Origin of the sequence: Rhodococcus sp. 7Tela_A2 (assembly GCF_049311045.1) — a bacterium.
GTDB lineage: Bacteria > Actinomycetota > Actinomycetes > Mycobacteriales > Mycobacteriaceae > Rhodococcus.
Genome location: NZ_JAXION010000112.1, coordinates 1 through 13556 on the forward strand (window position 1 = coordinate 1; position 13556 = coordinate 13556).

Annotated in this window: 13 protein-coding genes; 7 read left to right on the plus strand and 6 right to left on the minus strand. The window is 68.6% G+C overall.

Annotated elements, in window-relative coordinates:
• Positions 1-161: 161 nt before the first annotated feature.
• Positions 162-995, minus strand: a complete 834-nt coding sequence (locus tag TVH25_RS17535; RefSeq protein WP_169620636.1) for a glutamate ABC transporter substrate-binding protein — start codon at positions 993-995, stop codon at positions 162-164.
• A 104-nt stretch (positions 996-1099) separates the two neighbouring features.
• Positions 1100-1828 (minus strand): glutamate ABC transporter ATP-binding protein GluA, encoded by a 729-nt coding sequence (gluA, locus tag TVH25_RS17540; protein WP_169620728.1) that lies wholly within the window; start codon positions 1826-1828, stop codon positions 1100-1102.
• A gap of 221 nt (positions 1829-2049) precedes the next feature.
• Here gluA and miaB point away from each other — a divergent pair, with 221 nt between their 5' ends.
• Together miaB and TVH25_RS17550 are read left to right on the plus strand one after the other, a co-directional pair.
• Positions 2050-3579: a tRNA (N6-isopentenyl adenosine(37)-C2)-methylthiotransferase MiaB gene (gene miaB / locus TVH25_RS17545; RefSeq protein ID WP_422424982.1), complete on the plus strand. Its 1530-nt coding sequence runs from the start codon at positions 2050-2052 to the stop codon at positions 3577-3579.
• Positions 3576-4121 (plus strand): hypothetical protein, encoded by a 546-nt coding sequence (locus TVH25_RS17550; RefSeq protein WP_422424984.1) that lies wholly within the window; start codon positions 3576-3578, stop codon positions 4119-4121. Before miaB ends, TVH25_RS17550 begins: the two co-directional genes overlap by 4 nt.
• Positions 4122-4187: 66 nt before the next feature.
• Here the strand turns inward: TVH25_RS17550 and TVH25_RS17555 are convergent, their stop codons facing one another.
• Positions 4188-5603 carry a DUF349 domain-containing protein gene (locus tag TVH25_RS17555; RefSeq protein ID WP_422424986.1) on the minus strand — a complete coding sequence of 472 codons (1416 nt, stop codon included), beginning with the start codon at positions 5601-5603 and terminating at the stop codon, positions 4188-4190.
• 152 nt (positions 5604-5755) lie between these two features.
• On the opposite strand from TVH25_RS17555, the gene TVH25_RS17560 reads away from it, so the two are divergent.
• From TVH25_RS17560 to TVH25_RS17580, 5 genes are all read left to right on the plus strand, one after another.
• Complete coding sequence (locus tag TVH25_RS17560; RefSeq protein WP_296551217.1) at positions 5756-6469, plus strand: class III extradiol dioxygenase subunit B-like domain-containing protein; 714 nt, start codon at positions 5756-5758, stop codon at positions 6467-6469.
• Positions 6457-7413 (plus strand): tRNA (adenosine(37)-N6)-dimethylallyltransferase MiaA, encoded by a 957-nt coding sequence (gene miaA, locus TVH25_RS17565; RefSeq protein ID WP_296551215.1) that lies wholly within the window; start codon positions 6457-6459, stop codon positions 7411-7413. Before TVH25_RS17560 ends, miaA begins: the two co-directional genes overlap by 13 nt.
• A 62-nt stretch (positions 7414-7475) precedes the next feature.
• Entirely contained in the window at positions 7476-8342 is an 867-nt protein-coding gene (dapF, locus tag TVH25_RS17570; protein WP_169652390.1) for a diaminopimelate epimerase, read from the plus strand.
• Between the two features lie 73 nt (positions 8343-8415).
• Positions 8416-9882, plus strand: coding sequence for a GTPase HflX (hflX, locus tag TVH25_RS17575; protein ID WP_169652389.1), 1467 nt, complete (start codon positions 8416-8418; stop codon positions 9880-9882).
• Positions 9882-10928, plus strand: coding sequence for a hypothetical protein (locus TVH25_RS17580; protein WP_422424988.1), 1047 nt, complete (start codon positions 9882-9884; stop codon positions 10926-10928). The genes hflX and TVH25_RS17580 overlap by 1 nt, the downstream gene beginning before the upstream one ends.
• Here TVH25_RS17580 and TVH25_RS17585 read toward each other — a convergent pair.
• From TVH25_RS17585 to TVH25_RS17595, 3 genes are all read right to left on the minus strand, one after another.
• Positions 10909-11166, minus strand: coding sequence for an HPr family phosphocarrier protein (locus TVH25_RS17585; RefSeq protein ID WP_169620645.1), 258 nt, complete (start codon positions 11164-11166; stop codon positions 10909-10911). The two genes, TVH25_RS17580 and TVH25_RS17585, sit on opposite strands and share 20 nt — an antisense overlap.
• Positions 11167-11197: 31 nt before the next feature.
• On the minus strand, positions 11198-13312 hold the full coding sequence (locus TVH25_RS17590; protein ID WP_422424989.1) for a PTS fructose transporter subunit IIABC: 2115 nt from the start codon (positions 13310-13312) through the stop codon (positions 11198-11200).
• A 9-nt stretch (positions 13313-13321) separates the two neighbouring features.
• Positions 13322-13556: PfkB family carbohydrate kinase (locus TVH25_RS17595; RefSeq protein WP_422424990.1), on the minus strand; the 235-nt coding region annotated here is incomplete at its 5' end.

Here is a 13556-nt window from a genome sequence, read left to right on the forward strand (position 1 = left end):
GGACATCGTGCGGCTGGCCGACTGGGCGCGGATCCACGGCTTCCGGATTCGGCCGCGGGGGGGGGGGGGGGGCGGGGGGGGGCCCGCGGGGGGCCCCGCCCCGCCCGGGCGCTACTTCGGCGGGGACTTCCGGAACCGGATCGACCGGTGCCGGGTTCTACTCAGTACTTGTCGACCGACGGTGCTTCGGGGAGCGGGTAGCCCGACGCGCCGACCGTCTCCTGGAACGCAGATTCCCATGCTCCGCTGGAGATCATCTCTTCGATCGCGTCGTTGATCGCGGTGCGCGACTCGTCGTCGCCGAGGGCGACGCCGATGCCGTAACGCTCCTCGGTGAACGGCTCACCGACGACCTTGAACTCGCCGGGGCTCTGTGCTGCGTAGCCGGCGAGGATGATGTCGTCGGTGGTCACCGCATCGACGGCCCCGTTCCGCAGCGCCTCGACGCATGCCGAGTAGGTGTCGAATTCCTGCAACTGGACGTCCTGCGCGTAGGTGTCCTTGACCTTCTGCGCCGGGGTCGAACCTGCGACCGAGCAGAGACGCTTGCCACCGTTGAGCGAATCGGGGCCGGTGATGTCGGTGTTGTCCGAGCGCACCAGCAGCGACTGGCCGGCGACGAAGTACGGGCCGGCGAAGTCGACCTTCTCCTTGCGGGAATCGGTGATCGAGTAGGTCGCGACGACGTAGTCGACCTCACCGTTCTGGATGAGCGTCTCGCGCTGTGCCGACGGGGCTTCCTTGAACTCGATGTTCTCTTCCGAGACGCCGAGCTGGCCGGCGATGTACTTCGCAACCTCGACGTCGAACCCGGTGAAGGTTCCGTCGGGGTTGCGCAGGCCGAGCCCGGGCTGATCGAACTTGATGCCGACGGTCAGGTTGCCGTTCTCGGCAGAATCCGACACGCTGCGCGTCTCGTCGCCGCCGCAGGCCGTCGCGGTGACGGCAAGGGCAATCATGCCGATGCCCAGGCGGATCGAGCGGGACAGTTTCATCGAGTACCTCCGGTTTGCGGGTGTCGTGCGGGTGGAAACGGCGCGGACATCTCCGCACCGGCGCTTGCAGGGACCTCACGGGGCAGTACGCCCACGAGGTCGGCTCAGTGGCTGAGGATCTTGCCGAGGAAGTCCTTGGCGCGATCGGAACTGGGCGAGGTGAAGAAGCTGTCCGGGTCGGTGTCTTCGACGATCCGGCCGTCCGCCATGAACAGCACCCGGTCGCCGGCCTTGCGGGCGAAGCCCATCTCGTGGGTCACGACGACCATCGTCATGCCCTCCTTCGCCAGCGAGGTCATGACGTCGAGGACTTCCTGAACCATTTCGGGATCGAGCGCCGACGTGGGCTCGTCGAACAGCATCACCTTCGGGTTCATGGCGAGCGCCCGCGCGATGGCGACGCGCTGCTGCTGGCCACCCGAAAGCTGCGCGGGGTACTTGTCGGCCTGGTTGGCGATGCCCACGCGTTCGAGGAGCCGCATGCCGGTCTCGCGTGCGTCGTCCTTCTTCATCTTCCGCACCTTCACGGGCCCGAGCGTCACGTTCTCGAGGATCGTCTTGTGGGCGAAGAGGTTGAAGGACTGGAACACCATGCCGACGTCGGAACGGAGCTTCGCGAGAGCCTTGCCCTCGGCGGGAAGCAGCGTGCCGTCGACCCGAATCTCTCCCGAGTCGATCGGTTCGAGCCGGTTGATGGTGCGGCACAGTGTGGATTTTCCCGATCCCGAGGGACCGACCACGATCACGACCTGCCCACGAGGGATTTCGACGTTGATGTCCTGCAGCACGTGAAGGTCGCCGAAGTGCTTGTCGACTCGGGAGAGGGAGATCATCGAGGTGGTGCTGTCCGAGTTGTCGGACGGCTTCTCCGTCCCGGCTGCCGGTGATGTCATGGGGAGACCTTATGCGGTCCGCGCGCCGATTCCTCGCATTTCGGGCCGTGGAGTGAATGCTGTCACGGAAAATTTACGGCCGCCACCGGAACAGACCGGTTCGTCGGTCGCCCGGCGTCACCGGCGGGAAGACCCCTCGTCCGCGTGAGCTACCCTGAGACGTGTCACTGATCGACGAGAATGTCTCCCGCGCCGCTGCCCGGACCTACGAAGTCCGCACATACGGCTGCCAGATGAACGTGCACGATTCCGAGCGACTGTCCGGATTGCTCGAGGACGCCGGTTTTCATCGTGCTTCCCCGGGAACGTCCCCTGACCTCGTTGTTTTCAATACGTGCGCAGTCCGGGAGAACGCCGACAACAAGCTCTACGGCAACCTCAGTCATCTGCGGCCGGTCAAGGACGAGAACCCCGACATGCAGATCGCGGTCGGAGGCTGTCTCGCACAGAAGGACCGCAGTCTCGTCGTCCAGAAGGCCCCGTGGGTCGACGTGGTCTTCGGCACCCACAACATCGGGAACCTTCCGGCGCTGCTCGAGCGGGCGCGCCACAATCGTCGCGCCGAGGTCGAGATTCTCGATTCCCTCGAGGCCTTCCCCTCCACGCTTCCCGCCAAGCGGGAGTCGCCGTACGCGGGGTGGGTGTCCATCTCGGTCGGATGCAACAACACCTGCACGTTCTGCATCGTGCCGTCGCTGCGGGGCAAGGAAGTCGACCGGCGTCCGGGCGACATCCTCGCCGAGGTCAAAGCCCTCGTCGACGAAGGTGTCCTCGAAGTGACGCTGCTCGGGCAGAACGTCAACTCGTACGGCCGGTCCTTCGCCGATCCCGAACAGCCCCGCGACCGCGGCGCCTTCGTCTCGCTTCTGCGTGCGTGCGGTGACATCGAGGGTCTCGAGCGTGTGCGGTTCACCTCACCGCATCCGGCGGAGTTCACCGACGACGTCATCGAGGCGATGGCGCACACACCGAACGTCTGCCCGCAGCTCCACATGCCGCTGCAGTCCGGCAGCGACCGGATCCTGCGGGCGATGCGCCGGTCCTACCGCAAGGACCGGTTCCTCGGCATCATCGACAGGGTGCGCGCCGCGATGCCGCACGCGGCGATCACCACCGACATCATCGTGGGCTTCCCCGGCGAGACCGAAGAAGACTTCCAGGACACCCTCGACGTCGTCGAACAGGCACGTTTCACCAGTGCGTTCACCTTCCAGTACTCGAAGCGCCCCGGCACCCCGGCAGCCGAGATGGACGGCCAGGTTCCCAAGGCAGTCGTCCAGGAACGCTACGAGCGGCTCATCGCACTCCAGGAGCGCATTACCCTCGAGGCGAACCGCGAACTCGTGGGTACCGAGGTGGAACTGCTCGTCGCCGCCGGGGAAGGGCGCAAGAACGCCGAGACCGCGCGCATGAGCGGGCGCGCACGCGACGGGCGCCTCGTGCACTTCCGTCCCGAAGGCAACATCGACACCGCTGTCCGTCCCGGCGACGTGATCACAGTCGTCGTCACCGGGGCGGCGCCGCACCACCTCATCGCCGACAACCCGATACTCACCCACCGCCGTACCCGTGCCGGAGACCATTTCGAGCAGGGCAAACTCCCCAAGACTCCGCCGATCGGCGTGGGTCTGGGCCTGCCCACGATCGGTGCTCCTGCCGACCTCCCGACCCAGATGGGATGTAACGCATGACCGAGGAGATCCGTGCCGGCCTCGAGGCCGCCGAACGGAACGCCGCCAAAGAGATCGATCCCGGTGCGCGTGCGATGGTCGTGGCGATCGCAGTGCTCGTGCTGCTCGGCTCGTTCGCTCTGCCGCACGCGGGTTCGGCGAACGGCTGGGAGGTGCTGGCTTTCGCCCCCGACGCCGTGACGCAGGAGATCGCCCTCCCGTCCCGGCTGTTCGTGTGGTTCGCCCTGATCTTCGGCGGACTCGGCTCGATCCTGGCGCTGCTCACCCGCAAATGGGTGCTGGCCTGGGTGACGCTGGCAGGTTCGTCGGTCACACTCGTGTTCGGGATGCTCTCGATCTGGACACGTCAGACGCTGCCCGTCGAGTCGGTGGCGAGCGGCCCGGGCTTCGGAGTCGTCCTGGGCTGGTTCGCGATGATGGTGATCGTCTTCCACTGGGCACGCGTGGTGTGGGCGCGGACGTCCGCACAACTCGAAGCAGAGAGCGACCTGCGTCGCGTCGTCGCCGAAACCCCCCCCCGGGGGGTGTCCCGCCACAGGTAGAGACCCCCGGCCGCAACCCCCGCCGGTGCCCCTCCCGATCCCGGGTGGGGCACCGTCGTTTGTCCGTCACAGTTCGCCGACGGCGCCTTCTGCGGCTTCGGCCCATTCACGCCACTGCGAAGCCTGCGCCAAGGCCTGCTCCGCTTCCTTCTCGCGGCCGTTCGCGGTCGCCTTGGCGGCTTGGTCCTCGAACTGACGCACCCGCTCACGGAACTGCGCGGCACGGGCGAGAGCTTCGGGGTCGGTGCGGCGCCACTCCGACTCGGAGGCGTCTCGGACGCGCTTCTCGATGGCGCGCAGGCGGCCTTCGAGGTCGTGGGTGCGCTCGCGCGGCACCTTGCCGATCGCCTCCCACTTGTCCTGCAGTTCCCGCAGTTGCGCCCGCGCGGCCTCCACGTCCGTGGACGGGTCGATCGTCGCGGCCTTCTCGAGCAAGGCTTCCTTCGCGCGCGCGTTCTCCTCGAACTCGGCCTCGCGCTCGGCGTTCGCGCTGTTGCGCGCCGCGAAGAACACGTCCTGCGCGGCCTTGAAACGCTTCCACAGCTGATCGTCCGCTTCGCGCGGCGCCCGGCCGGCGGCCTTCCACTCGGCGAGCAGGTCGCGGAAGGTGGCTGCAGTGGCGCCCCAGTCGGTCGAGTCCCGCAGCGACTCGGCCCGCGCGACCAGCTCTTCCTTGCGGCTCTTGGCGGTTGCCCGCTCACGGTCCAGTTCGGCGAAGTGTGCACCGCGACGACGGTTGAACGCTTCGCGGGCCTTCGAGTACCGGCGCCACAAGACGTCGTCGATCTTCCGGTCGACCCCGCGGATGGACTTCCACTCGTCGAGGATCTCGCGGAGCCGATCGCCCGCCGCTTTCCACTGCGTCGACTCGGCACCGATCGTCTCGGCTTCCGCGGCGAGCGCTTCTTTCCGTGCGGTGCTCTCGGCGCGCTGTTGTTCCTTCTCGTGCTTGGCGGCGACGGCAGCCTGCTCCGACGCGGTGATGATGTCGGCGAGCCGCGCGGAGAGCGCGTCGAGGTCTCCGATCACCGCGGCCGTCGGGAGGGATTCGGCCAGGGCTTCCGCCGCGGCGCGTGTCTTCTTGATGTCACCGGTGCCGGAGGCGAGCCGCGTCTCGAGGATTGCTACCTCGGTGGCGAGATCGTCGTATCGGCGCCCGAAGTGGGCGAGGCCTTCTGCCGCGTCACCGGCTTGCCACGAACCGATGCAGCGTTCCCCCTCGGCGGTGACGACCCACGCGGTGCCGTCTTCGTCGACCCGGCCGAACTTGCTGGGATCGCCGGCCGGCACCGAGGGCATGTGTGGATGGCTCTGGGAGGTGACGGGGTGCGGCTTGGGGTGCGAGCCGGTGCTCTGGACGCCGGCGGTCGCGGCAGCCTTCACCGGGCCGGGACGCGGGGCACCCGGCTTGGGCGGTCCGGGCCGGGGTGCATCGCCGGGCGTCCGCTCCACTGCGGGTTCCTGTGCATTCGGGTCACTCATCAGTACCTCATCTCTGCCGCGCGGCACGGCTGCCTGGTCGCATCGTTCTACCGCAGGTCGGGTCGCGGGAGTCCGTGACCACACATCCGCCCCCTATTGAAACAGGTCGTGGCGGTGCAGGGCGCCGGGTCCGGTCGACTACCGTTGCCGGTGTGTTGATCGCCGGGGCCTTCGTGCCCTCCCCACCGCTGCTCGTACCGGAGCTCAACGGTCTCGCCGTGGCCGAAACCGATGCCCTGCGCCGTGCGGTGCTGGACGTCGCCCGCGAACTCGCTGCGGTCCCCGAGTGGCTCGTCGTCGGCACAGGAGATGTTGCTGTCGAGGTCCCCCCGACAGCACGCGGCACCTTCCGCGGGTACGGGGCGGATGTTCCTGTCGCGCTGGGACCGGGTGCGCGTGGCGAGCCCGATCCCGATCTCCCGCTCGCTGCTCTCGTCGCCGGATGGCTTCGAGACCGCGTGGCTCCGGAAACCCTCGTCGACGTGCACATCCTGGCCGAAGACGCCGACCCCGCGACGTGCGCGAAGCTCGGCCGCCTGGTGCGCGAACGGCTCGACGCCGACTCCGTCCCACGGGCGCTGCTGGTGGTCGCGGACGGTCCCGCGACCCTGACGGACAAGGCGCCGGGAGCGTTCGACCCCCGATCCGGGAACGTCGACTCGGAGCTTGCGACGGCGTTGGCCTCGGGCGACCCCGACGGTCTGGCGGCGTTCGACCCGGCCCTGTGCGCCGAGATCCGGCTGGCCGGCCGCGCGGCATGGCAGGTGTTCGCCGCGGCGTTCACTCGGGCGCCCGCCTCTGCGGCGGTCACCTATGCCGAGGCGCCGTACGGCGTGGGCTACTACACGGGGCTGTGGCGCCCGTGACCGGCGGGACGGTACTACGACCGATCGCTGTCGTCGGTCCCACCGCGACCGGCAAGTCCGACCTCGGCCTGGACCTCGCGGACACGCTGGGCGGCGAAATCGTCAACATCGACGCGATGCAGCAGTACCGCGGCATGGACATCGGAACCGCCAAACTTCCCGTCGAGGAACGGCGAGGGATTCCGCATCATCAACTCGACGTTCTCGATGTCTCCGAAACGGCGACGGTCGCCCGTTATCAGGTTGCCGCGACAGCGGATATCGAAGCCGTACTCGCCCGGGGACGCGTCCCCGTGATCGTGGGCGGCTCGATGATGTACGTCCAGGCGTTGCTCGACGAGTGGCAGTTCCCCGCGACGGACCCGCAGGTCCGCGCCAAGTGGGAGGCAGTGCTCGACGAGGGCGGGCCCGCAGCCGTGCACGAGGCGCTACGCCACGCCGACCCCGTCGCGGCTGAGACGATCCTTCCCACCGACGGCAGACGGATGGTGCGTGCACTCGAGGTCGTCGAACTCACCGGCATGCCGTTCGCCGCATCCCAGCCGACGATCGGTGATCCCCGCTGGGACACCGTGATCCTCGGCGTCGACCGCGAGACCGGGGAACTGGACGACCGCATAGCCCGCCGCACCGACACCATGTTCGACCGCGGGCTCGTGGACGAGGTCCGGACGCTGGCCGAGAACGGATTGCGCGACGGCGTCACGGCCCGCCGCGCCATCGGGTACGCCCAGGTTCTCGAGTATCTCGACGGCGGGTACGACCTCGCCCATGCTCGCGAACGTACGTTCATCGGGACCCGCCGTTACGTCCGACGCCAGCGTTCGTGGTTCCGGCGTGATCCGCGCATCCACTGGCTCGACGGCGGCGATCCGAAGCTCACCGAGTCCGCGCTGCGTGCCGTGCGGGACGCCGAGACCGGTGTGACGCCGAGAACGGTGTGACGCCGAGCTCTCGGATGACGCCGGACCGTCGCTGACGGCCTGTCCTCGATAAGGTGACCGGCATGGAGTTCAGCAAAGGGCACGGCACCGAGAACGACTTCGTGATCCTCCCCGATCCCGACGCGCGGTTGGATCTCGCGCCCGAACGGATCGCGGCGCTGTGCGACCGCCGCCGCGGGCTGGGCGCCGACGGTGTTCTCCGTGTCGCGCGCACCGGAGCCCTCGTGTCCGCCGGGGTGCTACCCGAACTCCCCGAAGGCACCGGCGCCGACGACTGGTTCATGGACTACAGGAATGCGGACGGGTCGATCGCCGAGATGTGCGGCAACGGGGTCCGGGTCTTCGCGCACTACCTCACGGCCCACGGTCTCGAGACCGGGCGGGACTTCGTGGTCGGCAGCCGCGCGGGCGGAAAGCCGGTTCAGGTGCATGCGACCGGACCCGTCTTCGGCGAGGTCACCGTGGACATGGGACTCGTCCGGCAACTCGGCACGTCCACCGCAACGCTCGACGGCCGCTTCTACAGTGGAATCGGCATCGACGTCGGAAACCCGCACCTGGCGTGCGTCGACCCCGCTCTGACCGAGTCGAGTCTCGCAGCGCTCGATCTGACTGCGCCCGGGTTCGACCCGGGGTTCTTCCCGCAGGGGGTCAACATCGAGTTTCTGACGCCGATCCTCTCCGGGGCGGTGCACATGCGAGTGCACGAGCGCGGTGTGGGGGAGACCCGCTCCTGCGGAACCGGAACCGTGGCCGCCGCGGCTGCCGCGCTGAACTACGACGGCAGCGAGGAAGGCGTGGTCCAGGTGCGTGTGCCCGGCGGCTCCGTAGAAGTGCGTATCGAGCAGGGCCGTGCGTGGCTGCGGGGTCCCTCGGTCCTCGTCGCGAAGGGTGAGCTTGCAGACGACTGGTGGTCGTCCCTCCGGTGACCTGGCCTCTCCCCGGTGGAGGCGGCAGAAACTCGAATGCATCGATTCGGGCTTCATGGGAACATGGAGACGTATGACAAACACATCGCACACCCACCGTGCCACCACAGAAGACAGTCCCGACGATGCGAACACCGCACACGGAGACTGGACCGTCGACGATCCGTCCGTCGGCGAGATGCAACTCGACGATCGCGCCGCCCTTCGGCGCGTCTCCGGGCTGTCCACCGAACTCGAAGATGTCACCGAGGTCGAGTACCGCCAGCTGAGGCTGGAGCGGGTCGTGCTCGTGGGTGTCTGGACCGGCGGTACGTCCGCGCAGGCCGACGCGAGCCTCGCCGAACTCGCCGCGCTCGCGGAGACTGCCGGCTCGGAGGTCCTCGACGGACTGATTCAGCGTCGCGACAAACCCGACGCCGCGACCTACATCGGCTCCGGCAAGGCGGAGGAACTCCGTCAGATCGTCCTTGCCACCGGCGCCGACACCGTCATCTGCGACGGTGAGCTCACCCCTGCGCAGCTGACAGCGCTGGAGAAGGTGGTCAAGGTCAAGGTCATCGACCGGACGGCGTTGATCCTCGACATCTTCGCGCAGCACGCGACGTCGCGCGAAGGCAAGGCACAGGTCTCCCTCGCACAGATGGAGTACATGCTGCCCCGCCTGCGTGGCTGGGGTGAGTCGATGTCGCGCCAGGCGGGCGGTCGTGCCGGCAGCAACGGCGGCGTCGGTCTGCGCGGTCCGGGCGAGACCAAGATCGAAACGGACCGTCGGCGTATCCGCGAACGGATGGCGAAGCTGCGCCGCGAGATCAAGGGTATGAAGGCAGCGCGCGACACCAAGCGGACCAGGCGGCTGCGCAACCGGATTCCGTCGGTGGCGATCATCGGTTACACCAACGCCGGCAAGTCCAGCCTGCTCAACGCGCTGACCGGCTCGGGTGTGCTGGTGCAGAACGCTCTCTTCGCGACACTCGATCCGACGACCCGCCGGGCAGCCCTGCCCGACGGCCGCGAGTTCGTCCTGACCGACACGGTCGGGTTCGTCCGGCACCTCCCGACCCAGCTGGTCGAGGCATTCCGGTCGACGCTCGAGGAGGTCGCCGACGCCGATCTGCTGCTGCACGTCGTGGACGGTTCCGATCCGATGCCCACCGAGCAGATCAAGGCGGTGCGCGAGGTCGTCACGGAGGTGTTGCGCGAGAGCGACACACCGCCGCCGCCGGAACTGATCGTGGTCAACAAGGTCGATGCCGCCGATCCGGTGACGTTGACCCAGCTCCGCAGCCTGCTCACCGATGCGGTGTTCGTCTCCGCTCGCACAGGCGAGGGCATGGACGAATTGCGCACGCGGCTCGCCGGCGTCCTCGAGGACCCCGACGTGGAGGTGAAGGTGCTCGTTCCCTACACCCGCGGAGACCTGCTCGCCCGTATCCACTCCGACGGGCAGATCCTGGACTCGGCACACGAATCCGACGGCACGCGTGTGCATGCCAGGGTTCCGATGGCGCTCGCCTCGGCATTGGGCGAATACGCCGCCTGATGCGCGGTGTGCGCAGCTCGGCTGCGGGGGTCCCGCTCCTGCTTGCCGTCGTGCTCGCGGCGCCGGCGGGTGCAGACGACGGACAGGTCCCGTCGGCCGGGGTGGTACCCGAGGTGCTCTGCACCCCGAGAGACCCCGCACTCGCCGAACTGTCGGGTCTGGCGGTGCTCGGCGGACGGCTGTTCGCGACACCCGACGCGGGCCCCGACGAGAGAATCGTCGAACTCGATTCCGACTGTGCTGTGGTGCAACGGTTTTCGGCTCCGGTCGATCCGTACGACGTCGAGGACATGGCAGCCGGGACCGACGGCAGGTTGTGGCTCGCGGACCTCGGCGACAACTCCCGTAACCGGCAGACCGTGGCGCTCGTCTCGCTCCATCCCGAGTCCGGCGCAGGCGACCTGTATCGCCTCCGCTACCCGGACGGTCCCCAGGACGCGGAGACTCTTCTCGTGTCGGCCGACGGCGAGCCTGTCGTCGTCACCAAGTCGCGTTTCGGGCCGCGCGGGGTCTACCGGCCGGCCGGCGCCCGCACCGTGACCGAACTCGAGTCGCCCGGGCCCACGGATCTCGATCGGGTCGGCACTCTCGCCCTCGGCCCCACCGAGACCCCGGGCGGACCGATCCCGGGAGCGTCCTCGTCGATGATCACCGGGGGAGCCGTCAGCGAGGACGGAACGGTCGCGGCGGTACGGACCTACACGGACGTGTATCTCTTCCACGCACCGGACCACGACATCGTCGCGGCGCTGTTGTCCGGCCCGGACCTGCGGATCGCCGTGCCCGGAGAACCACAGGGCGAGGCGATAGCGTTCACCGCGGACGGTGATCTGCTGACGGCGTCGGAGGTGGACTCCGCCACCGGGGAACAACCCCCTGTCCGGATCGTGCGCGGGGTCACAGACCTCTTCGTCGCCGACAGCCCCGAGGACGCCGGCGACGAAGAGTTGTCGACCGCAGTGTTGCCCGTGGTGGGCGCCGTGGCTGCGGCGGTGGTCGTGCTCGCGCTCGCAGCGGTGGTGACGATCAGGCGTCGAGGTCGGTAGCCACCAGTTTCGCCACCTGATCGAGAACGGCGTCGTCGTCGCACGTGACAGTCACCTCGGTGCCCTGAGAGGCGCCGAGCGTCATGATCATCAGAGCCGAACCGGCATCCACCGGCTCGCCTCCGGCCACGGAGAGCGTCACGGGAACACCCGAGGCGACCACGGCCTCGGAGATGATTCCGGCGGGACGGGCGTGCAGGCCGATGGACGAGCCGACGGCGACGGTGGTGCTGGGCATGGGATCTCCTTCGATCGCGAACGGGACGGGTTCAGGAACGGACTGCGGTGGGCTGAGAATCGGACTTGTCGGCGATGGCGTCGGTGGTGTGGGTGACTTCCTTGGCGATCGTGACGGCGATTCCTGCCACGATCGTGCCCGCCACCAGTGCCACGAGGAACCACACCACGTGATCCATCGCGAAGAGGACGAACAGTCCTCCGTGCGGGGCGGACAACGTGACGCCCGTGGCCATGACGAGGCCGCCGGTGAGAGCCCCGCCGAGCATCATGGACGGGATCACGCGGAAGGGGTCCGCCGCTGCGAACGGGATCGCGCCTTCCGAGATGAAGGATGCCCCGAGCAGCCATGCGGCCTTACCGTTCTCGCGTTCGGCCTCGCTGTAGAGACGCGGCCGGATCTGCGACGACAGCGCCATCGCGAGCGGCGGGACCATACCGGCAGCCATGACCGCGGCCATGATCTGCAGCGACGCGAGGTTGTTCACGTCCAGTCCCGCGACGGCGAACGCGTAGGCGGCCTTGTTGACCGGCCCTCCGAGGTCGAAGCACATCATCAGGCCGAGGATGACGCCGAGCAGTACTGCCGAGCCTCCGGAGAGGCCGTTGAGCCAGTTGGTCAATCCCGAGGTGATCGCCGCGAGCGGGCGTCCGAGCACGAGGAACATCAGGCCGCCGACGATGAGGCTCGCGAGCAGCGGAATGATCACGACGGGCATCAGGCCCCGAGCCCAGGCAGGCAGCGGGATGCGGGCCACCCACAGCGCGGCGAAGCCGCCGATCAGGCCGCCGATCAGGCCGCCGATGAACCCGGCTCCGACGAAGACGGCGACGGCGCCGGCCGTGAAACCCGGTGCCAGGCCTGGTCTGTCGGCAATCGCGAACGCGATGTATCCGGCGAGAGCCGGCACCAGGAAGGAGAATGCCAACGACCCGATCTGGTACAGCACCGCGCCGAGATAGGTTGTCAGGCCACCGTCGGGGAGATTGGTGAGGCTGTTGTCGAGGACGATGTCGGCGGCGAAGTCGCCGATCTCGTGTCCGGCGAGAAGGAAGCCGAGTGCGATGAGCAGGCCGCCGGCGGCGACGAACGGGATCATGTAGCTCACGCCGGTGAGCAGGATCTGCCGCAGGCGGGTGCCCCAGCCCAGATCGGATCCCGTGTCGCCGCCTTCCGGTGTCGCGGCGGACGTGTCGGTTTCCACGGTGCGGGCCGATGGATCGGACGCGGCGCGCAGCGCCTCGGCGATCATGACGTCGGGTTCGTTGATCGCGCGTTTGACTCCGGAGGCGATCACGGGCTTACCCCCGAAGCGTTCGCGTCCCTTGACTCCGACGTCCGTCGCGAAGATCACCGCGTCCGCGTCGGCGATCGCGGAGGCGGGAAGCGGTGTGCTGCCGCTCGAGCCTTGCGTCTCGACGCGCAGGGTCACTCCGGCGCGTTCGGCGGCAGCGGTCAATGCGTCTGCGGCCATGTAGGTGTGGGCAATACCCGTGGGGCACGCGGTCACCGCGACGATCGTCCGGGAATCGGGAGAGGTCGACGCCTCGGCGTCCTCCCGCGCGTGGGTGCCGGCCACAGCGCCCGTGGGGCTCTCCGTGGTGGCGCCCGGCGGGGCCGCGGCGGCTGCGGCCGGCTGCGGTTCACTTCCTGTTCCCGGTGTCTGGGGCGGAAGGACGCTCTGGACCAGAGTGATGACCTCGTCGGCGGACTTCGCGGCGCGCAGCGAGGCAACGAAGTCCGGCCGCACCAGCGCCCGCGCGAGCGCGGTGAGCACCTTCATGTGATCGGCACCGGCGCCCTCGGGGGCGGCGATGAGGAACACCAGGTCGGCGGGCCCGTCGGGAGCCCCGAAATCGACTTTCGGCGACAATCGGGCGAAGGCCAGGGAAGGCGTGGTGACGGAGTCGGCCCGGGCGTGGGGAATGGCCAGCCCGCCGGGAAGACCGGTGGCCGACTTGGCTTCCCGGTCGAGGACCGATGCAGCGAGTGCTTCGGCGTCGGATGCGCGACCGGCAGCACCGAGGCGTCCGGCGAGTGCCGAGATGACCGACGCCTTGTCGGACCCCAGATCGACGTCGAGGGAAATGAGATCAGCGTCGATGATCGCCGGGCGGTCGCCGGGATCGGATGCGCTGTGTGTCATGACGTGTCCTTACGGGTGTGAGGGGAGAGCGCGGGTGGGTGGCTCCGGGCGGTCTTGAAGGCCGGTGATGCGCACGGCGTTCGGATCGACGGATTCGGGTCCGGGAAGTTCGGTGCCGGGCAATTCGACGGCGGCGCTGCCGTACGCGACCGCGTACCGCAGGCGGTCCGCGCTTCCGTGCCCGGCACGCTCTGCGACGAGGTAGCCGGCCAGGGACGAGTCCCCGGCGCCCACGGTGCTGCGC